Source organism: Shewanella mesophila (assembly GCF_019457515.1).
GTDB classification, from domain to species: Bacteria; Pseudomonadota; Gammaproteobacteria; order Enterobacterales; family Shewanellaceae; genus Shewanella; species Shewanella mesophila.
In genome coordinates this window covers 54,315-77,909 of the sequence record NZ_CP080421.1, presented here as the reverse complement: position 1 = coordinate 77,909, position 23,595 = coordinate 54,315, and the positions used below count along the sequence as shown (strand labels likewise).

The window sequence follows — 23,595 nt, the reverse complement described above, 5'->3', positions numbered from 1 at the left end:
TCTAAAGAAGATATAAAACGTGAACTGGCTTGGAGTTACAACACCTAACATTGGATTAGACGAAGAATTGTTAAGCATGTCATGTTTTAGTAAACATTGAATAAGGGTGATCACCCATCTATGACCGAATACCAGTAACAATATGGCTTCGCAAAGGTTTTGCAAAAATCGACATGTTGCAGCGATGAACTAAATAACGTAAGTTGAATAACTAATAAAAATAAAGATGTAGGCTCAAGCCCTGCTGGCGGAACGCTAGTCTATACAAGGACGTTAATGATGAAATGGAACTTATTGGTTTCGGTGTTGCTCACCGTCTCACTCGCTCTCTTTGGCTATATCAAATACACCGAACTCGCGACCAATACTCTAGCCAACAGCCAACAGGTCATCGCCCTTAGCAAACAGATCGCCGAATCCGGAAGCATCATTCCAGCCAGAACTGTCGCCTACTTCGAGCTTGCCAACTGCCCAGAAGGTTGGCAGCGCTATAACGAGGGGGTTGGTCGCGTTACCTTAGCGGCAAATGATCAAGAAAATGATCTGTCTGTACGCAAGCTCAAGGCTATCGGCGGCGAGGAAAAGCATAAACTCACGCTCGCCGAATTACCCAAACATACCCACGTCTATGACGATTGGTACTACTATGACGCGGGAGACGAGCCGGAATATGCGACTGGCGAAGGCGATGATGTCGGCATGCGACAACACCAAAAGCGCCGCACAGAACCAGAAGGCCACAGCATAGCCCATAACAATATGCCACCTTTCGTAGTCTTACTACAGTGCATTAAGCTGTGATGTTCATCCCACAACAATATATCCAGTCTGCACAGCTATAGCCGGGCACACTCACCCGGACTCTGATTAAAGTAACGCTTAAACTCTCGACTAAACTGTGCAGCACTCTCATAACCCACCTCTATAGCAACCTCTTTTACTTTCAGTTTCTGCTCTTGTAGTAGCTCTCTTGCTTTGTTAAGCCGTATTTTCTTTAAATACTGAATAGGTGAAGAGGCTGTAACCTCTTTAAAACAGCGATGAAAAGCAGAAGGACTCATGTTAACCAAGGAGGCGAGCTGCTCAACCTCGACGCTATGCCCATAATTGCGATGTAAAAAGCTCAGCGCCTTGTCGATGCGTGACAGCCGCGTATGACTTAAGGCTAACGCATACAGCGGAGCGGCATTGGGCAAGCTCAACAGACGATATAGCAACTCCTGCAGCATAGGTTTGCCCAAGACCTGCGCTTCTAAGGGTGACTGCAGCGCCAACAATAGCCGCTCGACACAGCACTCTATATCTTCATTATTCACTGCGACAAAATAGCCTGACTGACGAGATTCGTGAAGATTTTTTGGCAGCTTGTGATGCTCATCCATCAAGCGAATAAGTTGATTAAGCTGACCCATATCAATATCTATCATCAACACCAATACTGGCTCTTCGACTGATGCAAAAGTTTCACATTCAACAGGCATTGGCACTGTCATCACCAAAGAGTTCTGTGGATCATAGTCGAATACCTTATCGTCTAAATATACTCGCTTCTTCCCCTGACCCACGATCAAAATGCCTTGTGAATAGCACATGGGACCGCGAGACCCATAGGCTGAGCTGCGAAATACCTTGATCCCCTCAACGGCGGTATCATTGACACCCTCTTTTGTCGCCAGCGACATCATCAAACTCGCAATATGACTCATCTCATCCCCTATATATCATTGATAGCGATATTATCACCAAAACAGGAAAGCGCATTAAATTAACACAAAATTAGGCTATAAAAGATAAATAAGACAGGAATAGGCAAGCGTTCTCCAGCAATGGGTATTTCTATTTAGTTAAATTCAACTAACATTAACCTCAGATTTTACAGCTTGCTAAACAAGGTAATGACTATGCTTAATTTTGACTATCGCAACCCCACACACATCGTTTTTGGTAAAGATAGAATTGCCGAACTCGATAAGCTCATCCCTGCAAATGCTCGAGTCATGGTCACCTATGGTGGTGGTAGCGTTAAGCGTTTTGGCACATTAGACAAAGTCATTTCTGCGCTTGGATCACGCACCGTCATTGAATTTGGTGGAATTGAAGCTAACCCTAAATATGAAACCTTAATCGAGGCTGCAGAGCTCGCTCGCAAAGAATCGGTTGATTTCTTATTGGCTGTTGGCGGTGGTTCAGTGATGGATGGCACCAAGTTTATTGCCCTCGCGACCAAGTTTGAAGGTGATACCAGCAGTCTGCTGTTCCATGGATTCGCGCCTGTTCCTGTCGATGCGAAAGATGTATTGCCGCTTGGAACTATTGCAACCTTGCCAGCAACGGGGTCAGAAATGAACGCCTTTGGTGTTGTCAGCTACCAAGGTGGTAAGTTCCCCGTAAACCATCCCAGCATCTACCCTACTTTCTCGATGCTAGATCCAACACTCACCTTCAGCTTGCCCAAGATCCAAGTGGCTAACGGTGTGGTTGATGCATTCGTTCATGTGCTTGAACAATACGCAACTTATCCTGTTGATGGGCGGGTACAAGACAGAACGGCTGAAGGGATCATGCGAACTCTGATCGAAATTGGCCCTATTACAGTAGCCGAACCAGAAAACTATCAAGCGCGAGCGAACTTGATGTGGAGTGCCACTTCAGCGCTTAACGGCATGATAGGTGTCGGCGTGCCATTCGACTGGACCACACACATGATAGGCCATGAACTCACTGCGCTGTTTCATATCGATCACGCACAGACTCTGGCCGCACTCTTGCCATCGGTATGGCGTGTACGTAAAACCCAAAAGCACGCTAAGTTACTCCAATACGCGGAACGCGTATGGGATATCACCGATGGCGATGAAGAGAGCCGCGTCGAGCAAGCGATTGCAAAAACCGAAGCCTTCTTCCAGCAAGTAGGACTCAAAACACGCCTGCGTGACTACGATATAGCCAAAGAGCAAATTGACGATATCGTTAACGCTCTGGAAGCTCATAGTATGACGGCGCTATCGGAGTCTGGCGATCTAGGCTTAGATGTTAGCCGTGAGATCCTGGAACAAGCTTGGTAAAGCAAGTAGCCTAAACAAAACTAGGAAGAGACTGACCTTAATCAGTCTCTTTTGCTTTTTATAATATCTGGTTACGCTTTGTAGCAGCCAAAATAATAAGTCGACAGCGCGAATAACCAATACTACTAGGCCGATCCAATTGATGAGTCCAATTTGCACCGCGAGCAAATGGTCTCTTTAGGTGATTGATACAAAGCGAGTGATTATGCTTATTGCTGTTAATCCCCTAACCCGCCATAAGTCATCCGCTGCGGGTCAAGCAGCTTTGTTAACTCATCTTGACTCAAATCTGTCAGCTCTTGAGCGACCTCGGTTATAGGACGTTGCTGCTGATAGGCTTGTTTAACTATCTTGGCCGCCAGCACATAACCGACTCGCGGAGTTAACGCGGTTACCAAAATGGGATTTCGACTCAAAGACTCCTCTAGTTTTTCCTGATTGACAATAAAGCTGGCTACCGCCTTACTCGCTAACAGTCGGCTAACATTACTTAATATCTCAACGCTCTGTAATAGGTTCGCCGCGATGAGCGGCTGCATGACGTTTAACTCGAAATTACCAGACTGACCACCAATAGTAATCGCCGCATCATTACCAATCACTTGCGCCGCCACCATACAAGCAGCCTCAGGGATCACCGGATTCACTTTACCTGGCATGATGGAAGATCCTGGCTGTAGTGGTTCTAACGCTATCTCGTTAAGTCCCGCTAGCGGCCCCGAGTTCATCCAGCGCAGGTCATTACTGATCTTCATAATCGCAACCGCGGTGGACTTGAGCTGACCAGAGAGCGACACAGCCGTATCATGACTTCCCATACGACTGAACAGATTGTCAGCAGGATGAAAGTCCACTCGAGTCAGTACTGATAATTTTTCACAGAAGATACGCCCAAAATCTTTATGAGTGTTCACGCCTGTGCCAACGGCGGTTCCACCTTGAGCAACCGCAGACAGAGGCAAACGCAGCGTCTTTAACATTTCACGGCACTGTTCTATTTGACTCGCCCAACCATTAAGCACTTGATCAAAACGCACTGGCATGGCATCCATCAAATGGGTTCGCCCCGTTTTGGTATAACCGCTCAGCTGCAGCGCCTTTTTCTTAATGGTTTCCGCTAGCAAGTCTAAAGAGGGTAATAACGAATGATCTAATGCCAGCAAGGCACTAATATGAATAACACTGGGAATGATGTCATTACTACTCTGGCCCATGTTGATGACATCATTGGCGTGAATCTGTCGTCCAAGCTTGGCCGATACCAAGGTCGCTAATACCTCGTTGGCATTCATATTGGTACTCGTTGCCGAACCCGTTTGAAATATATCGATAGGAAAATGTCGCATCATGGCGGGATCAACCAGCAGCTGCTGCACCGCTTCTGCGATGGCCTTTGCAATCTGCAGGTCCAGCAACTTGAGTTCGGCATTCGCCTCAGCTGCAGCAACTTTTGCCAGCAGTAACGCGCGAATAAAGTCTCGTGGCAGCGATTGACCACTAATAGGAAAGTTACTTATCGCTCTCGCCGTTTGAGCCCCGTAAAGCGCATCCTCAGGGATCTTGACCTCCCCCATGCTGTCTTGCACCGCCTTATATTCCATATCGGCTCATCTCCATGCCTTAAAGATACCTTGAGCTTAGACGAGTCAGATCAACCTAGCTAATTTCCAAGTGGCTGAGATAAAAAAACACCTCGTTAGTTACCCGACGAGGTGTTTCACTTGTAGCTCGTAGCTTAAAGATTACTCTTTATACTTAAGCGTGCCGCCTTCTTTAATCTCGTCATACCAAAGGTTGTGATGCTGGGTCGCCCAGTTCTCATCACAGTAACCCGACACCATACACTCCATACCACCTTCTGACATCACGGTTGCCATGAAGATATGCACGATAGAGAAGGCGCAGATAACGATGGCACTGACAGAGTGGAGTACCAATGCAATCAGGCTCAGGGTGCGGCTAGGCTCGAACAGGTTCGGGAACAGCAATAACATGCCTGAGGCCGAGATGATCAGGCCGAACAGGGCAAATGCCCAGAACCACATCTTCTCACCGGCATTGGCAAAACCGGCATCCGGGTGCTTGCCCTTGAAAGGACCGAAGTTGATGTAACCACCGACGACCATGAACCACTTGACGTCATACATCTTAGGCAGCTGGTTCTTTGCCCAGAGTGTGGTCATCAATGCCCAACCTATCATGAACGGAATCGCCATGAAGTCGTGGATCTGTTTGGCACCATAGATCAGCCCAGCCCAGAAGCCTTCACCCAAGTACGGCTGGAAGAAGAATCGCCCTGCTAACAATGCCAGACCCGTGAGGATCAGCAGCAGACAAGGGATCGCGCCCAACCAGTGGATGGAGACATCAAACTTAGACCAACGATACACTAACTTACCCGAGAAGCCATGATGCAACTTGGAGATACCGTTCACCTTGATAAACAGCACGAAGATGATGATCATGCCGAACAACGCCGCCATGAGTGCTGGCGCTAACCAATCACTGCGCAGCTCCAATACCCGCAGATCATAGCTATTGATCGGCTGATTGTGGAACTGACCGTGAGAGGTGGTGTATCCCGTTGCGCCTGCTTGTAACTCAGACCAGATCTGTCCCTCTGTTGCCCCATGACTATGATCGGTAGCATCATCGTGCGCCAATGACAGCGCACTGAATGTGGTACCAATCACTAGCGCTAAAATCACGCTAAATTGTTTGAACCATTTGTTCATATTACATCCTTATCGTCCACACCGAGCAAGCCCGGCATGGATCATTGTGGCGTTATACAAGTTGAGGATTAACCCCAAATCGCATTCTTAGAACCACGGTATGCAACACGCTCGCGGAAGATGTTTGAGATAACCTCAGCATCACCAGCAAGTAGCGACTTAGTCGCACACAACTCGGCACACATAGGTAACTTACCTTCGGCAATGCGGTTTGAACCGTACTTCTGACGCTCGGCATCAGAATGGTTCTCTTCAGGACCACCAGCACAGAAGGTACACTTATCCATCTTGCCGCGGCTGCCAAAAGCGCCCTTCTTAGGGAACTGAGGCGCACCAAACGGACAAGCGTAGAGGCAGTAACCACAACCGATACAGGTATCTTTGTTGTGCAGCGTCAGACCATCTTCCGTCTTATAGAAACAGTTTGCTGGACAAACTGCCTGACAAGGCGCATCGGTACAGTGCATACAAGCCACAGAGATAGATGACTCGCCAGGCAGACCATCATTGATAGTCACCACGCGGCGACGTTGGATACCCCACTCTAATGCAGAGTCGTTTTCGTTCTTACATGCAGTGACACAGCCGTTACATTCGATGCAGCGCTTGGTGTCACATAAAAATTTCATTGTAGCCATGTTGGCAATTCTCCCAGTACTTAGGCTTTAGTGATCTGACAAAGCGATGCTTTAGTTTCTTGCATCTGGGTCACAGGGTCATAACCATAGGTCAAGGCCGTGTTCGCCGACTCACCGAGCACATAAGGTACAGTACCTTCTGGATAGTTATTCTCTAGGCTCTCACCATGCATCACACCAGCGAAGTGGTATGGCATCCAGGTCACACCAGGCTTAACGCGAGGGGTAACCATGGCCTTGATCTTAATGCGGCCACCTTCGGCGCCTTCCAGCCATACGGTATCGCCGTTACGGATACCACGGTCGGCTGCATCGCCTGGGTGGATCTCAACAAACATCTCTTGTTGCAGCTCCGCCAGCCATGGGTTACAGCGAGACTCTTCACCACCACCCTCGAACTCAACCAGACGACCAGAAGTCAAACCTAGTGGATACTTAGCCGCAGTGTCATTCTGCTGGATTGACTTATACAGCGTCGGTAGACGATGTACTTGCATATCATCATATGTTGGGTACTTAGACACAAGATCACGACGCGGCGTGTACAGTGGCTCACGGTGCACAGGCACCTGATCAGGGAAGGTCCAAACGATACAGCGGGCCTTTGCGTTACCGTAAGGAATACAACCATGCTTCATGGCCACACGCTGGATACCACCTGAAAGATCGGTCTTCCAGTTCTTGCCTTCGGCTTCCGCTTTCTCTTCAGCAGTCAAGTCATCCCACCAGCCAAGTTGCTTAAGCAGCTTATCGCTGAACTCTGGGTAACCATCCTGAATCTCGGCCCCTTTAGAGAAACTGCCTTCGGCCAATAGGTTCTTGCCTTGGTATTCGACGCCATAACGGGCACGGAAGTTACCACCGCCCTGCAGCACGTGTTTGTTTGTATTGTAGAGGATCTGGGTACCAGGGTGTTTCTGCTCTGGCGTACCCCAACATGGCCAAGGCAGACCATAGGTTTCACCTTTGGCTGGGCCGCCTTCTGCTTCAAGCGTCTTATTGCTGAAGCTACCCCAATTTTGGGTGTGTAGCTTCAAACGCTCTGGGCTTTGGCCAGACATACCAATGGTCCACATACCGCGGTTGATTTCTCGAGTAATATCTTCGATCACGAGCATGTCTTTGGCATCTTTAGCGATGCGCTTAGTGTACTCTTTATCGAAGCCAAGCTTTTGCGATAGACGGTACATGATTTCGATATCTGTCTTAGATTCGAATAGTGGCTCGATCACCTTCTCACGCCACTGTTGGCTACGGCCAGAGTTAGACACTGAACCTTGGGTCTCGAACTGAGTCGCCGCAGGCAGCAGATAGACACCGTTCTTACGACGATGCATTACACCCGCCATAGTTGGGAATGGATCCACAACGACAACGGTATCCATCTTATCCAGAGCATCACGCACATCACGCTGACGGGTTTCGGTGTTGACTGATTGACCCCAGAAGAACGCCATACGAACGCGATCTTTCTGCGCTAGCTTCTCAGGCGTCTCTAATACGCCGTCGTGCCAACGAGAACATGGAATACCAGGGGTATTCATTGGGATACGACCCAGATATTCGTTCTGGTCGAAACGGCCCTTAACCCAATCGAAATCCAGCTCCCAAACGTGTGACCAATGCTTCCAAGAACCCGTCTTCAGGCCGTAGTAGCCAGGCAGGGTATCGAACAGCAGACCTAAATCAGTCGCGCCCTGTACGTTGTCGTGACCACGGAAAATGTTAGTACCGCCACCTTTAACACCCATATTGCCAAGGGCAAGCTGCAAGATACAGTAAGCGCGAGTGTTGGCATTACCCACATGATGTTGAGTACCACCCATACACCAGATAACAGTACCTGGACGGTTCTCGGCCATCAGTTTAGCCGCTTGATAAACCTGCTCTTCGCTCACGCCTGTGATGTTGGCCACTTCTTGTGGTGGGAACTTCTTCACCTCTTCACGGATGGTGTCCATTTCGAATACGCGCTGCTGGATGAAGGTCTTGTCTTCCCAGCCGTTTTCGAAGATGTGCCAAAGCATACCGTAGATGAAAGGAATATCGGTACCAGGACGCAGTGCACAGTGCAGATCTGAGTGAGCCGCGGTGCGAGAGAAACGTGGGTCGACCACGATGAGCTTGGCGTTGTTCTTCTCTTTCGCGATCAAGATATGCTGCATGGCAACAGGGTGTGCCTCGGCAGGATTTGAACCGATGAAGAAGATCGCGTTCGCGTTCTGAATATCGTTGAAAGAGTTGGTTTGCGCACCATAACCCCAGGTGTTAGCAACACCGGCTACAGTGGTAGAGTGACAGATACGTGCCGAGTGGTCGACGTTGTTGGTACCCCACATGGCCGCGAATTTACGGTACATGTAGCAGCCTTCGTTAGAGAACTTGGCGCTACCCATGAAGTAGAGTGAATCTGGACCCGACTCTTGACGAATGCTCTGCATCTTGTCGCCAACTTCGTTGAAGGCCTGCTCCCAAGAGAGCTTCTTCCACTTGCCGTCGACCAACTTCATTGGGTACTTAAGACGCTTCTCACCATGACCATGTTCACGCAGCGCAGCCCCTTTGGCACAGTGACCACCGGCGTTGAATGGGTGATCAAATGCTGGTTCCTGACCCGTCCAGACACCATTTTGTACTTCGGCGTACAGACCACAACCGACCGCACAGGCACTACATACGGTGCGCTTAATTTCGATTGGTGCATCGTGTGGAATATCTTTCGCTTCGGCGCGGCGCATCATGCCGGTACCGAGAAGAGAGGCTGCCGCGATACCACCAGTTGTGATACCTGCATGCTTCATGAATTGACGACGGCTGATGCCTAAGCTTGGCTTAGCAACTGCCGGTGCCTCGTTTGATTTGCGAGTTAACTTCATCGCTGTAGTTCTCCTAATTAGCTACGCAAGCTATTGTAATAACTGCGGATATGTGCAGTTTCATGGTAGCCATCGGCATGTTTTTCTTGAGATTTACTTTCTGTTGCATTGGCAACACTTACACCACTCGCAGCAATGGCTACACCAGCCGTACCGCCTATAGTGAGGGCTTTCAGCAAAGATCTCCGATTGAGATCGGGCTGTTGCGTCTTCATTCTTGCTCCTAGGGATTAAGAAGGGTGAAATAGTAGGGATGGTTCTATGCAAATTAAGACACTGCCCATTGGTTGCAACAATGTTATTTATGAGTGTTAATTTGGTAAAATAACTATATTTTTTAAAAACATCCGATTAGTTACGCACGCAATATAAGCAATGACTGGTTAAGCAATATTGATCTAATCGGGGTTAGTTAGGCACTAAAAAAAGATAAATACCCAAAGTGTTAAGCCAGTCATATTTTGGAGTAATTGAACACTCGTCATCGCAGAAAACAGCAGAGATGTCTCACAGAAAAATGTAATGAAGTTGTTGTTAAAGAAAAAGAAAGTTGATGCTTGAGCAGAGTGCAATATTTATCTCAATATTGAGATAAATATTGCACATTAAGTAATAGCTAATATGAAGGCGAATAGGTAGCCAGCCCTAAACTCAGGTTAGTTAATGCAATAAAAAACACCTCGTTAGTTTCCTAGCGAGGTGTTCTAGTAAAAGTAGCCTTAATCTATAACGACTAGCTTACTCTTTATACTGCAAAGTACCGTTCTCTTTGATCTCATCATACCAAAGGTTATGGTGCTGAATTGCCCAGTTCTCATCACAGTAACCAGACTTCATACATTCCATACCACCCTCACTCAATACCGTCGCCATCCAAATATGGACGATAGTAAAGCCGATGATGGTAATCGCGCTGATACCATGAATTAACAATGCCGCCATCGATGCTTCACGTGGCAGATCTAGACCTGGCATCACCAACATAATACCCGAGACAGCAATAAAGAGTCCGAATAATGTTAGTGTCCAGAACCACATCTTCTCACCCGCGTTGGCAAAGCCACTGTCTGGATGCTTGCCTTTAAATGGACCAAAGTTGATGTAACCACCAACCACCAGGAACCACTTAAGGTCATACAGTTTAAATGTCTGCATCGGCATCCATTTAACCACACATAAAGCCCAGGCGACGATGAACAGCGGACCCACATAGTCGTGAATGGTCTTGCTGCCATAGATGAGCGATGCCCAAATACCTGTACCGACATAAGGCTGTAATACATGTTTACCCAGCATGATGTTGAGACCAGTAAAGATCAACGCCATGCATGAGATAGCCAGTACCCAGTGAATCCAAAGGTCGGCCTTAGTCCAGCGCAGAACCATCTTGCCAGAGAAACCATGGCTTAACTTAGAGGCTCCGTTAACCAGATAAAAGAACAAGAAAGCACCAAAAACACCTACCACGGCCAGTGCCATAACGGGAGTAAGATATTCATTCTTAATGTTTGTGCCTTCAATAGCCGAAACATTAATCATAACGCCACCCTCAGCACCTTGTGCCGTAGTGTATCCCTTATCTCCAGACTTCACGGCTCGCCATAGATCGGCATCGCTGGTATTTGCCACCTGTTGACTGGTTTGCTCATCGACCGCAACCGCCGCCGTACTCAAGCCTAAGCCCATCGCCAAGACCAACGGCAATAACAACACAGTGAATAGGCTGCGCAGTGATTTTAATAACATAGTCACTCCTTTACAGACCGTAAGCCCGAGGGCTTACGGTACTATTCACTTTAAACGCCAGTCTTAGGGGTGTAACCCCAGATTGCATTAGGGTTACCACGGGCCGCGATACGCTCACGGTAGATGTTGGAAACCACTTCCGCATCACCGGCGAGCAGCGCCTTGGTCGAACAAAGCTCGGCACACATAGGCAACTTACCTTCGGCAAGGCGGTTGGCACCATACTTCTGACGTTCTGCATCGGAGAAGGTCTCTTCTGGGCCACCAGCACAGAAAGTACACTTATCCATCTTGCCACGGCTACCAAATGCTCCCTGTTTAGGGAACTGAGGTGCGCCAAATGGGCAAGCATAGAGGCAGTAACCACAACCGATACAAGTATCTTTGTTGTGTAGTGTTAAACCGTCTTCAGTCTTGTAGAAGCAGTTTGCAGGGCAAACTGCTTGGCAAGGCGCATCGGTACAGTGCATACACGCCACTGAGATAGATGCTTCACCTGGCTGACCATCATTGATGGTCACTACGCGACGGCGTTGAATACCCCACTCGAGAGCAGAATCGTTTTCGTTCTTACATGCTGTGACGCAACCGTTACACTCGATGCAGCGTTTGGTGTCACATAGAAATTTCATGACTGCCATAATGGCTTATCTCCTCATCAAGTTCAGTTAGGCTTTGGTTATCTGACACAAGCTAGACTTAGTCTCTTGCATCTGAGTCACAACGTCATAGCCATAGGTCAATACGGTGTTGGCTGATTCGCCAATGATGTAAGGTACTGTACCTTCTGGATAGCTCTTTTCTAGGCTTTCACCTTCGAACATACCCGCGAAGTGGTATGGCATGAAACACTCACCGTTAATAACCCGTGGGGTTACCATAGCCTGAACCTTAATCTTGGCGCCTTCTGGGCTGTGAACCCATACTTCATCACCATCACGAAGACCACGATCCGCTGCATCACCAGGGCTGATTTCGATGAACATCTCTTGTTGAAGTTCAGCTAGCCAAGGATTAGAGCGTGTCTCTTCACCACCACCTTCATATTCAACCAAACGACCCGAGGTCAATGCCAGTGGGAACTCTTTGGCAAAGTCTTGATCTTGAATTGACTTATACAGAGTTGGAAGACGCGCAACCATACGATCATCATAAGTTGGATACTTAGATACCAGATCACGACGAGGCGTATAAAGTGGCTCGCGGTGCACAGGGATATCATCAGGGAAGTTCCATACAATACAGCGCGCTTTAGCGTTACCGTAAGGAATACAGCCATGATTAATTGCCACACGCTGAATACCACCAGAGATGTCTGTCTTCCAGTTTTTACCTTCAGCAGCCGCTTTCTCTTCAGCAGTTAAATCATCCCACCAACCAAGTTGCTTAAGCATCTTATCGGTAAACTCTGGATAACCATCTTTGATCTCGCTGCCCTTAGAGTAAGAGCCTTCGGCCAAGATGTTGTTGCCATCGTGTTCAACACCATAACGAGCACGGAAGTTACCGCCACCGTATTTCACTTCACGACCAGTACGATATAGAATTTGCGTACCAGGGTGCTTCATCTCTGGCGTCCCCCAACATGGCCAAGGTAGACCGTAGGTTTCACCCTTAGCTGGGCCGCCCGGTGCTTCAAGCGATTTAATATCGAAGGTGCCCCAGTTTTCTTGGTGCATCTTCAAACGCTCAGGGCTTTGGCCTGTGTAACCAATGGTCCACATGCCCTTGTTGTATTCGCGGACGATATCCTCGATCAACGGCTCGTCACCATTGACCTTGATATGCTTACAGAACTCCTTCTCAATGCCCCACTTCTTAGCCAGCTTGTACATGATGACGTGGTCAGGCTTAGACTCGAACAAGGGCTCGATAACCTGAGTACGCCACTGCAATGAGCGGTTAGAAGCCGACACAGAACCATAAGTTTCGAACTGTGTGGCGGCAGGTAATAGGTAAACACCATCTTTACGGGTATGCATCACACCCGCCATCGTTGGGAATGGATCCACAACAACCACAGTATCCATCTTGTTCAATGCTTCACGCACTTCACGACCACGGGTTTCGGTGTTAACAGACTGCCCCCAGAAGAATGACATACGAATGTTATCTTTCTGAGCAATTTTTGACTTGTCTTCGAGTACACCATCGTGCCAGCGAGAACATGGGATACCGGTAGACGTCATTGGATCTTGGCCAAGGTATTGCGCTTGATCGAAGCGATTTTTTACCCATTCATAATCCAAGTCCCAAACGTTACACCAGTGCTTCCAAGAACCTGTTTTCAGGCCGTAATAGCCAGGTAGCGTATCGAACAACAGACCAAAGTCAGTCGCGCCCTGTACGTTATCATGACCACGGAAGATATTAGTTCCGCCACCAGATACACCCATGTTACCCAGAGCTAACTGAAGGATACAGTAGGCACGAGTGTTGGCATTACCGATGTGATGCTGAGTACCACCCATACACCATACGATGGTGCCCGGCTTAGTTTCGGCAAGCATCTTAGCAACGCGATACATCTGCTCTTGCGGAACACCAACCACATTTTCAACTTCATCAGGAGTCCACTTAGCGGCGGCTTCGCGGATGCGTTCCATACCGTAGACGCGCTGGTCGATGAAGGTTTGATCTTCCCACTTGTTTTCAAAAATGTGCCACAGTAGACCATAGATATAAGGAATATCGGTACCTGGGCGAATATGCACGTACTCGTCGGCCTTAGCCGCAGTACGGGTGAAACGAGGGTCGACTACGATAATTTTCGAGCCGCGCTCTTTACCTTCCAAGATATGCTGCATTGCAACTGGATGTGCTTCAGAGGGGTTAGACCCAATGAACATCATAGCTTTAGCATTACGAATATCGTTGAAAGAGTTGGTTTGCGCACCATAGCCCCAAGTGTTTGCAACACCGGCTACAGTGGTAGAGTGACAAATACGCGCTGAGTGGTCGACGTTGTTAGTGCCCCACATTGCGGCGAATTTACGGTACAAATAAGCTTGTTCGTTTGAGAACTTAGCACTACCCATAAAGAATACTGAGTCAGGGCCCGATTCAGCACGGATATCCAATGCTTTTTGGCCAACTTCTTCAATGGCTTGTTCCCATGAGAGACGCTTCCACTTGCCGCCTTCCAGCTTCATTGGATACTTAAGACGCTTCTCACCGTGACCATGTTCACGTAGCGATGCACCTTTAGCACAGTGTCCACCAGCGTTGAACGGATGATCGAAAGCAGGCTCTTGACCTGTCCACACCCCGTTTTGCACTTCAGCGTAAATACCACAGCCCACTGAACAGTGAGAACAGATGGTACGCTTTACTTCTGTAGGTGCATCATGAGGCACTTCTTTTGCTTCTGCTTTGCGCATCATTCCAGCGCCAAGCATAGAGGCCGCGGCAATACCACCAGTAGCAAGACCTGCTGTCTGAAGGAACTGACGACGGTTTAGACCTAGGGCGGGCTTTTTCGCAACTTCTGCCTGGTCTGTTTTGCGGGTTAATCGCATCACACACTCTCCTAATGTTATTGAATTACAGCGTAATTACCATTTAGGTAAACTACCTAGTAGCTACTTACTTGGTACGTAACGACGCGTAATAACTACGAATATGATCTGTTTCGTGATAACCATCGCCATGCTTTGACTCTGGGGCAGATGCTGGTGTCGCGGCCATAGCTTGACCACTGACTGTCGCAACTGCACCGGCAGCACTACCAACAGCTAACGCTTTTAGTAGTTGACGACGACCCATATCGGAAGCTTGCTTCTTCATAGTGTCTCCTAATGTTGTCTCAATTTGAGCCGTAACCTTAGTCATCGCAGTTAAGCCAAACTCAGTTTGACTTAACCTTGCAAGGCTACGACCCACTTGTGTTGAGGGCGAACCCTCATTTTTCGCTATGCCAATTCATATCAACGAACTGACATAAGGGGTAAACCGTCTACTTATGATGCTAACTCATTGGTTGACGGTTCAATCTTCACCGCTTCACTACCTGGGCAGTTCACCGGAATATTTAAACTCAGTTGTTCAAACTCGTTAGCTTCGATAACAAAGAATGCCTTGGCTAACTGAGCTACCGTCGCATAAAACGCGGCACTTGGGGTGCGCGCTAGATGGTCGCAAAAACGCTCGATCCAGCTACCGATGTGACGCTGATAAAATGCTAATTGACGATAACCCGGTGCCTCAAGAATCAAGGTGCCCATCACTTCGCAAAGCGCGGCAACATGATCTTCAGGCTCCTTCACATCTTCAGAGCGTTCAAAGCCTAACTGCATTAAATCTTGACGTAACAATGCAAGCGGCTTATCCATCAATGAGCCCGTCATAAACCAGCTGCCATAGGGTAAAATCTCACCACTGCCAACACCGAGGAAAATATTGAAATACTCCTCTTCGAGTTGTTCGGTAGTAAATTGCTCTGCAGCAAGCTTCAACCCAGACCAAGCTTTTGTCATATCGCTGTCGTCATCGACATCGATCTCAAGGGTCGAAAGAAACTGCAATAATTCAGCACTAGGCTGATGACGTAGTAGCGCCGCCAAAAGCTGGTAGATATCGGCTCTTAGCTGATCGTTTTCTGATACTTCTCTTACTAATTCGGTCATGGCTAAACTCTTATCGCAGTTGCTTTTCAGGATCTTGAAGGATGTCTTCAAACATGTCTTTTACCCGGCAGTCACTACACATCTTTAATCTTTCTGTGTTAGCGCTAAAGGCACTATGGCCTCCGACTACTTCCAGCATCCGTTGCACCATGGATTGGGTAGCAAAAGGGGTTCCACATCGAATACACTCAAATGGTTCCTCCTCGTTCAAGGTTTGACGCTTCTGACGCGCAGTAGCATCGAAATTCATTTGTGGTGTAAGGCTAATCACCTTCTCTGGACAGGCAGACTCACACAGGCCGCACTGCACGCAATCTTGTTCAACAAAATGCAGTGATGGCTTATCACCTCCATCCGTCAACGCCTGTGTAGGACAGGTCGATACACAAGAAAGGCATAAGGTACAGTTGTCTTTATTAACGCTAACTTTACCGAAAGGAATGTTGCTTTTGCTTAGGCAGGTATCGGTAGAAGCCGCTTGGCTGTTTAGATGGTCTATTGCCGCATATAGGGTTTGGCGCTTAGTGGTTGCAGCAAACTCACCAGGCACAATCACAGGCCAGCTTGCGCTGATCTCAATAAGATAAGTTAGCTCACCTAGCTGATCTTGATTAAGCACACTAACGCGATGAGGCTGTCCCATCTCGTCGAAAATATCGTTTGCGAGTGACTGCTCACCATTAAGCATCTGTGCCAGCGTTGGCGCGGTAGCATCGGTATTTAGCACTATGACCTGTCTTGCTCCCCAAGCCAAAGCCGACATCCAGTGGTCCATGCTCGCCACAGTGATCTCTTCAAGTTCTACTGGAATAATCACACCAGGCAAGTCGTCACCAACTAAGCTGGCACCATTGGCTGCATCATGGAACAGAATGACTGGCGCTATCTGGGCTTGCTCACGAAAACGGCTAACGAGCTTATGCAGATAGGAATGCAACGCCTGTGGTGTCGGTAGGTCATAACTAATGGCACCTGTGGGGCAAGCATTGGTGCAACTTCCTGCACCATGACAAAGATAAGGGTCGATCTCTATCTTCTTGTTCACACTTGAAATAGCATCTGCGGGACAGAAATTAAGACAGCGATTACAACCATCGATACCATTACGGTTGTGAGCACAAATTTCGCTGTTTACTTTGACATAGCGAGGCTTGTCAAACTCACCGATTAGATCGGGAAGCTGAGCAATTGCATCGGCGAGCTTAGTTTCATCTTGGCCAACGTAAAAATACCCTGGCGGTAGCATCTCAAGGTTAATACAAGGAGACTGGCTCAGGTCGAGGATAAGATCGAAATGCGCTTTACGAATAGCAACTAGGCTGAGGTCGGCAGAGCCAGTATCTAGCTCAACTTTAACTTGGAATTGACCAAGAAAGCCTTTGATTTCAATTAACTTATTGTAATAACTCTCAACTCCGTCAGCGGCGGCCATCACCTTCTCAAGATGGGCTTCATCTTGACTAGTAATGGACTCATTAGCCAGAATCGCACGCTGACCCATGTTGGACAATTTGTCCGCAGCTAAGCGAGCTAAATCCTCGGGGCCAATGACTAATACATTACCCTCGGTGGTATAGCTCACAGTTGGTGGGATCAGATTTTGAAGAATCTGTGTCTGCCCCAATACTTGCTGACGAACCTGCTTTAGGTCGGTCACGCTCTCACTACTCTTTAAATGCATGCTCACATTGTGTTCCTGAACAGTTTTGGCAGCTGATGCCGCGAGGTGGCTGTTTTGCTCTTTGGCCTGCACTTGGATTGCGCCAGCTTCACCTTTAATATCAACGACAAGAACCTTGTTGTTAATACGCCTCTAACACAGCAATTCACGTACCAAAATTATGGATTTAAAAACACTCTAAACTGACCTTAAGCAACAGGGGGTTTAGGTGCAGCCTGTGCTTCTGGTTCATTTTGGGGCAAGTCATCTCCCGTGGCGTCCAAATTGTCCGCTACCGTTTCACCCTCGACATTATCAATATCTTGCTCAGCCGAAGCGGTCATCTCTTCCCCTTCAGGTTGAACTTTCTCATCATCCTTAACTAGATGACGGAAAACCTTCTTCGCTAATTCAGCCGATACTTCGGCCGATAATTTAGGTTGATTAGTGTAATCAAGCGCGTATTCGAGCAAACCATCGATCTCGTTATAATGAGGTTGCTTCCATAGGGCTCTCAATGCGGCAGTTTTTGCATCGGGGTCGACATTCTCAGCCATAAAGCTGGCAAAACTGCCCCCGACCTCAATCTTCTCGGGATCGGGCAGATCCTCAGCCATCAATACTTTATTTGCCTCTGCAGGCTCTAAGGCACTAACTTCATTTGGCTCGTCGGTCACAGACGAGGATGCAACGGCTTGACTCTCTTGCTCGCTCAACTGCTCAGCTTGCTCTTCTTGTTGAACTTTCTGACGACGCAGATTCCAACGAGCCAGTAATCCACTGGGTTGCTCACTCATTATGAAACTAGCCCCCGATCTGAATTAGTGCTTGGTCCCTCATTTTTACGGCGATTAACATGCTTACGCCTATGGGCGCAGATCTCCACCTCACCGTGACGAGTAATAAAGGCTTCGATCCAGCAAGCGACGGCTTCAGGCATTGCAAAGTTAAGCACTGGGGTATCTCCTTCAAGGCAACCTGCAGCCACATTTTGATCCGCTGAAATCATGGTGGGGATCCAGGTTCCATCTTCCAGTTCATCGCACACCACATAAAGCATAGCGTTGTCCATATCGAGGTTAATTCGATAACTGCCACGCTCATCTTTATGCAGCTCTAATGCGATCAACTGAGCGCCATTAGGCGCATCTTGTGATGCAGGAAGCACTTGGTCCAACTCCCAGCTTTCAGCTATCCAGCGCCCAACCTGCTTTTCCACTTTCTTCAGTGAAACATACATGGGCCATTGACTTTCAGTGCGTTGCATTGCGTCTCCGTTTACTGATTAAGGAGCCTAGTCTTCAATACTCAGGACCAAGCTACGGGTTAGCGATATCACTGTGTTGCAGCAAAAATCATGCCAGCGGATCCATCAAAATAGTTTGAACTAGATCATCAATTCCTGTTCAAGAGTAGGACAATTTGTCCTAAATGCTATTTAGTACGGGACATAAAAGGGCGTTTTGTCACAGAGAATTTAACTAGATCACGCATTTCAACACCAATTCATCGCCTAGGAATGAATATTGCTATGCTGCATCTAGCCCATTGCGAAAAGATGATATTCATGACCATTAGCAAACAGCCTACATTCTTAAAAACTCAAGCGGATGCCCCGCTCACCATCGCGGTAAAAGCGATTAACGAACAAGGAGAGATCGTCGATAAACATATCGCCTGCGAACGACCACTTACCGTCTACCTCAATTGGCGCCCAATCGTCACCTTGATGACATTGGGGGCGCGCCCAGAAGCGCTGGCCCTTGGTTATCTAAAGAACCAAGGTTTCATTTCAAATGTAAAACAACTTGAATCTGTGATAGTCGATTGGGACGTTAACTCCGCAGCCGTTATCACCAAAGAGACCACTGAGCATTTAGATGAGAAGCTCGCGGAAAAAACCGTAACTACAGGGTGCGGTCAAGGTACTGTTTATGGTGGTTTTATGGATGGATTAGACGATATAGAACTGCCGAAGCCACAACTAAAACAGAGCATGCTATACAGCCTACTAAACAACATTAGCGCCTATAACGAGACCTACAAAAATGCGGGTGCAGTGCATGGTTGCGGATTATGCCAAGGCGATCAGATCACTGGCTTTGTCGAAGATGTTGGTCGCCACAATGCCGTTGATACCTTAGCGGGTGAGATGTGGCTCAAACAAGAGATGGGCGGTAACAAACTCTTTTATACCACAGGAAGATTAACCTCAGAAATGGTGATTAAAGTCGCCAAGATGGGGATCCCTGTGTTGTTATCTCGCAGCGGCGCAACCCAGATGGGACTGGAACTCGCTCAAAAACTGGGGATCACCATGATAGCTCGCGCCAAGGGGCGTCACTTTCTTATTTATAACGGCGCAGAAAACGTCGAGTTTGATGCAACACCGCCCAAACGTAACATCAGTTAATTAAAAGAATCAAAGGAATATTGATGACCGAGCCGAGTGAACTCATCTACATGAGTGCCAAGCAGGTAGCTGAATATCTAGACCTTAATGAAAAGAAGGTCTATGCCATGGCAAATGATCGAATATTGCCTGCGACCAAAGTAACAGGGAAATGGTTGTTCCCAAAAATACTGATCGACCGCTGGGTTATGGACTCTTGTCATAGCGGCATGCTGTCTGACCGCATGCATATTACTGGGAGCGATGATCCCCTGCTATCCATGCTGGTTGCCCGTTTAATGTCACGCATTGGAAAGAGCGATCTCGTTAGTTACAGTTCAACGGGATCGCGTATGGGGCTCGATCTGCTCTCTCGCGGTTACGCCGATGTTTGCACCTTACATTGGGGCAATATTGAAGAGCGTAACATTCGCCATCCTGCATTACTTAAAGGTTACCCCAACCATCAACAGTGGGTTATGGTTCACGGCTATACTCGTCAGCAGGGGCTAATGATGCGCAGCGAAATGCATCACAGGTGCCAAGAGGAAGATAAGGTAGTTGGATTACCTTGGCGCTGGGTCGGTAGGCAATCGGGGGCAGGTAGCCAACAACATTTAGAACACTGGCTGATGAAACAGAGCGCTTCACTTGAACAGCTCAACGTGTCGGTAACCGCCTACAGCGAACGAGAGTTAGCCGGATTTATTGCTAGAGATGAAGCAGATATCGGCTTTGGTTGCCAATCGGTTGCCATGGAAAGCGGTTTAAGCTTTGTGCCACTGATCACCGAGTCGTTTGATTTTGTGATGCCTCAAGGTATCTATTTCCGCCGTCAACTGCAGGCACTATTTGATATGTTAGGCAGCACTCAAACCAGACAACTGGCAGCCCAGCTTGGCGGTTACGATCTGAGTCAATGTGGCCAGATGTTGTGGACCGCCAATTAGGACAATATAAGCTTATACAATGATTTTTATTGTCGTCTATGTGGGGCAAGTCCGAAGCGATGGCAAGTAGTTACTCTGCATAAGTCGCTTCCCACATAGCCAATAAATGCCCACTATTGAGTTGCTCAATGGATTAGCGCTAAAAACGAACCTCGATATACTCTGATAAAACCATAATATCCTGTGGATCTTTCACGAAACATCGGCGCAATAGGTTAGTATTGTAGTAAGCATGATATTTCATGTAATGGCATGAAGGAGATAACGTGGAAGCAGAGCTAAATGAGATCCAAAACTTCTTAATACAGTACCCACCTTTTGACTCGCTCCCCGAAGAGGTTATCGCACACGTCAGCCACCATATCGAGATCGCTTATTACCGTAAAGATACGCCTATCATTCATGCTGGTGATCATATCAATGACCTCTACATCATTCGCAGCGGCGAAGTCGAAGTTTATCGCCGCAAAGGCGAACTCTATAACCGACTCGACACGGGTGATCTTTTTGGTCAAATGGGTTTATTAACCAATAACAAGATCCGCTTTCCCGTCAAGGCTATTGAGGACACATTAGTTTACTGTCTTCCAGAAAACATCTTTCAAGAGCTTTACGATCAACATGATGTATTTGCCGACTTTGTCGAAGTAGAAGATAACGCTCGCCTGCGCCAAGCCGTATCCAACTCGACTAGTCAAGATGATCTCACGTCACCTAAAGTGCGAACCCTATTAACTCGTGAGCCCCCCTACATCAACAAAACAGAAAGCATCCAAAGTGCAGCCATCTTAATGGCTAAGGATAACGTATCGGCGCTGCTGGTGATCGATCCCGATGTATTGGAAGATGAGGAGAACGAGACCTCCCCGCTAATGGGGATCATTACGGATAGGGACCTATGCACACGAGTATTAGCCGAAGGGATAGATCCGAGCGATACCCTAGACTCAGTAGTAACCACTGATGTGATCAGCCTAGATCATAATGCCTATGTCCATGAAGTAATGTTAACCATGCTTAGGTACAACGTTCACCATCTGCCCATATTAAAAGGACGCACACCGATAGGAATTATCGAAGCGACAGATATCGTTCGCTACGAATCTCAAAACTCATTGCTGTTAGTAAGTAGCATCTTCCAGCAGTTGTCTATCGACGATCTGGTGGTGCTATCAGAACAAGTTAAAGACAGTTTTGAGCGTATGGTCAATGAAGATGCCAATTCTCACATGGTTGGTAGTGCGATGTCGGTAATTGGGCGTAGCTTCAAGCAGCGCATACTCGAACTAGCCGAAGAACAATTTGGTCCACCACCAGTCCCATACTGTTTCTTAGCGTTAGGCTCAATGGGCCGAGATGAGCAACTTATCGTTACTGATCAAGATAATGCCATTATCTTGGGAGACGAGTTCGATAAAGAGAAACATGATGAATACTTTGCTAAGCTGGCTAAATTTGTCTGTGATGGGCTAGATCGATGTGGCTATAGTTACTGTACTGGCGACATAATGGCAACCAACCCAATGTGGCGTATGACCCGCAAAGAGTGGGAGGAGTGTTTCGCCGACTGGATTGACAACCCCAACCCAAAAGCCTTACTTAACGCCTCGATTTTCTTCGATCTTGATGGCGTATATGGCAGGCTAAAATGGGCGGAGCAACTCAACGGCTTCATCGTTCGCCGAGCAAGAAAAAACAATCGCTTCTTGGCCTGTTTGGCAAGAAACGCCCTTAATCGCACCCCGCCGCTAGGGTTCTTCAAAGACTTTGTGATGGAAAAAGATGGTCGCCACAATAACTCCATCAACCTCAAACGTCGTGGCACCGCCCCGCTTGCAGACCTGATTCGTGTGCACGCATTGTCGGTTGGATCACGAGCGAGAAACTCTTTCGAGCGACTCGATGACATTATCGATGCCAGCATACTCCCCAAAGGCAGAGCGCAAGATCTGCGAGATGCGATGGAGTTCATCTCTATGGTGCGTATCCGTCATCAGGCCTTCGACGTCAAACTTGGCATCGATCCTGATAACAATATCGAACCAGAAAACTTATCTGACTTTGAACGACGTAACCTAAAAGATGCGTTTCAAATATTAAGTAACGGCCAGAACTTCCTTAAATTCCGTTATCAAGCCAATAATCAATTCAAGTGAGTGCATCATGCTAAAGAAACTGCTTTCGCCGCCAACCATAGACTGGCCAGGCAAGTTTAAGCAAAAGCTCAATATGATTAAAAACGATACCTTAATCGCTTATTACTCAGCGCCTTTGCCAGAAGGGAATAAGCCTATTGGCGAGGTAGAATTTTTGTCGATGGACTTTGAGACAACAGGGTTAAATCCGGAAAAAGATGACATCATCAGTGTCGGAACCGTCCCCTTTAATCTACAACGAATCTTAGTCAATCGAGCTAAATATTGGACCGTTAGGCCAAGGGAAAAACTAGCTGAAGAGTCGGTGATCATTCATGGCATCACCCATACCGATATCCTCGACGCACCCGACCTATCTGTGATATTTGAACAGATATTGAATGAGATGGCTGGCAAGATCATCGTGGTACATTGCCAACAAATAGAGCGTCAGTTTTTCGAACGAGCCTTGATGACCAGAATTAATAAGGGCATAGAATTCCCTGTAGTCGACACCATGGTGCTCGAATCGAAAATTCAACAGAAGTTACGCGGAGGAATATGGCATCGACTTAAGGGCACTAAACCACAATCGATAAGATTAGGTGCCTGTCGCCAACGTTATGGCCTACCCGCTTATCCACCTCACCATGCGCTGACGGATGCCATTGCAACGGCGGAGCTACTGCAAGCACAGATCGCGCATCATCATGATCCCCAGCAGGCTATCGAAAAGTTCTGGCAATAAAAAAGGAGGTTAAATCACCTCCTTT

20 protein-coding genes are annotated in these 23,595 nt (G+C 47.7%); 6 read left to right on the top strand and 14 right to left on the bottom strand.

From position 1 onward, the window contains the following. Positions 1–276: 276 nt before the first annotated feature. A complete protein-coding gene (locus K0I73_RS00325; RefSeq protein ID WP_220062627.1) occupies positions 277–801 on the top strand; it encodes a phage baseplate protein in 525 nt (174 codons plus the stop codon). 35 nt (positions 802–836) lie between these two features. Here the strand turns inward: K0I73_RS00325 and K0I73_RS00320 are convergent, their stop codons facing one another. Continuing rightward, a complete protein-coding gene (locus K0I73_RS00320) occupies positions 837–1,706 on the bottom strand; it encodes an AraC family transcriptional regulator (protein WP_220062626.1) in 870 nt (289 codons plus the stop codon). Positions 1,707–1,901: 195 nt separating this feature from the next. Here K0I73_RS00320 and K0I73_RS00315 point away from each other — a divergent pair, with 195 nt between their 5' ends. Beyond that, positions 1,902–3,065, top strand: a complete 1,164-nt coding sequence (locus K0I73_RS00315; RefSeq protein ID WP_220062625.1) for an iron-containing alcohol dehydrogenase — start codon at positions 1,902–1,904, stop codon at positions 3,063–3,065. A 218-nt stretch (positions 3,066–3,283) separates the two neighbouring features. On the opposite strand, the gene K0I73_RS00310 is transcribed toward K0I73_RS00315, so the two are convergent. From K0I73_RS00310 to K0I73_RS00250, 13 genes are all read right to left on the bottom strand, one after another. Next, entirely contained in the window at positions 3,284–4,666 is a 1,383-nt protein-coding gene (locus tag K0I73_RS00310; protein WP_220062624.1) for a class II fumarate hydratase, read from the bottom strand. A 141-nt stretch (positions 4,667–4,807) separates the two neighbouring features. Further along, entirely contained in the window at positions 4,808–5,800 is a 993-nt protein-coding gene (locus tag K0I73_RS00305) for a formate dehydrogenase subunit gamma (RefSeq protein ID WP_220062623.1), read from the bottom strand. Between the two features lie 68 nt (positions 5,801–5,868). Beyond that, complete coding sequence (gene fdh3B, locus K0I73_RS00300; protein ID WP_220062622.1) at positions 5,869–6,438, bottom strand: formate dehydrogenase FDH3 subunit beta; 570 nt, start codon at positions 6,436–6,438, stop codon at positions 5,869–5,871. A 20-nt stretch (positions 6,439–6,458) separates the two neighbouring features. Continuing rightward, positions 6,459–9,314, bottom strand: a complete 2,856-nt coding sequence (locus tag K0I73_RS00295) for a molybdopterin-dependent oxidoreductase (protein WP_220062621.1) — start codon at positions 9,312–9,314, stop codon at positions 6,459–6,461. Positions 9,315–9,331: 17 nt separating this feature from the next. Then, on the bottom strand, positions 9,332–9,529 hold the full coding sequence (locus K0I73_RS00290; protein ID WP_220062620.1) for a twin-arginine translocation signal domain-containing protein: 198 nt from the start codon (positions 9,527–9,529) through the stop codon (positions 9,332–9,334). 523 nt (positions 9,530–10,052) lie between these two features. After that, the gene (locus K0I73_RS00285; RefSeq protein WP_220062619.1) at positions 10,053–11,060 is read right to left on the bottom strand and encodes a formate dehydrogenase subunit gamma; all 1,008 of its coding nucleotides are present in this window, start codon (positions 11,058–11,060) and stop codon (positions 10,053–10,055) included. A 50-nt stretch (positions 11,061–11,110) separates the two neighbouring features. Further along, positions 11,111–11,701, bottom strand: a complete 591-nt coding sequence (gene fdh3B / locus K0I73_RS00280) for a formate dehydrogenase FDH3 subunit beta (protein ID WP_220062618.1) — start codon at positions 11,699–11,701, stop codon at positions 11,111–11,113. A gap of 27 nt (positions 11,702–11,728) precedes the next feature. Then, a complete protein-coding gene (locus K0I73_RS00275; RefSeq protein WP_220064193.1) occupies positions 11,729–14,578 on the bottom strand; it encodes a formate dehydrogenase subunit alpha in 2,850 nt (949 codons plus the stop codon). Positions 14,579–14,645: 67 nt separating this feature from the next. Then, entirely contained in the window at positions 14,646–14,846 is a 201-nt protein-coding gene (locus K0I73_RS00270; RefSeq protein ID WP_220062617.1) for a twin-arginine translocation signal domain-containing protein, read from the bottom strand. Between the two features lie 173 nt (positions 14,847–15,019). Then, positions 15,020–15,685 (bottom strand): TorD/DmsD family molecular chaperone, encoded by a 666-nt coding sequence (locus tag K0I73_RS00265; RefSeq protein WP_220062616.1) that lies wholly within the window; start codon positions 15,683–15,685, stop codon positions 15,020–15,022. 10 nt (positions 15,686–15,695) lie between these two features. Further along, on the bottom strand, positions 15,696–17,366 hold the full coding sequence (locus K0I73_RS00260; protein WP_220064192.1) for a 4Fe-4S binding protein: 1,671 nt from the start codon (positions 17,364–17,366) through the stop codon (positions 15,696–15,698). A 188-nt stretch (positions 17,367–17,554) separates the two neighbouring features. Further along, positions 17,555–18,142, bottom strand: coding sequence for a DUF3306 domain-containing protein (locus tag K0I73_RS00255; protein ID WP_220062615.1), 588 nt, complete (start codon positions 18,140–18,142; stop codon positions 17,555–17,557). After that, positions 18,142–18,612: a DUF3305 domain-containing protein gene (locus K0I73_RS00250; RefSeq protein ID WP_220062614.1), complete on the bottom strand. Its 471-nt coding sequence runs from the start codon at positions 18,610–18,612 to the stop codon at positions 18,142–18,144. Before K0I73_RS00250 ends, K0I73_RS00255 begins: the two co-directional genes overlap by 1 nt. A 300-nt stretch (positions 18,613–18,912) precedes the next feature. On the opposite strand from K0I73_RS00250, the gene K0I73_RS00245 reads away from it, so the two are divergent. The 4 genes from K0I73_RS00245 to K0I73_RS00230 all read left to right on the top strand — a co-directional run bounded on the left by K0I73_RS00245 (position 18,913) and on the right by K0I73_RS00230 (position 23,570). Then, positions 18,913–19,758 carry a formate dehydrogenase accessory sulfurtransferase FdhD gene (locus K0I73_RS00245; protein WP_220062613.1) on the top strand — a complete coding sequence of 282 codons (846 nt, stop codon included), beginning with the start codon at positions 18,913–18,915 and terminating at the stop codon, positions 19,756–19,758. A 23-nt stretch (positions 19,759–19,781) separates the two neighbouring features. Continuing rightward, on the top strand, positions 19,782–20,687 hold the full coding sequence (locus K0I73_RS00240; protein ID WP_220062612.1) for a substrate-binding domain-containing protein: 906 nt from the start codon (positions 19,782–19,784) through the stop codon (positions 20,685–20,687). Positions 20,688–20,953: 266 nt separating this feature from the next. After that, positions 20,954–22,843 (top strand): DUF294 nucleotidyltransferase-like domain-containing protein, encoded by a 1,890-nt coding sequence (locus tag K0I73_RS00235; RefSeq protein ID WP_220062611.1) that lies wholly within the window; start codon positions 20,954–20,956, stop codon positions 22,841–22,843. Between the two features lie 7 nt (positions 22,844–22,850). Further along, positions 22,851–23,570 carry a 3'-5' exonuclease gene (locus K0I73_RS00230; RefSeq protein WP_220062610.1) on the top strand — a complete coding sequence of 240 codons (720 nt, stop codon included), beginning with the start codon at positions 22,851–22,853 and terminating at the stop codon, positions 23,568–23,570. Positions 23,571–23,595: the final 25 nt, after the last annotated feature.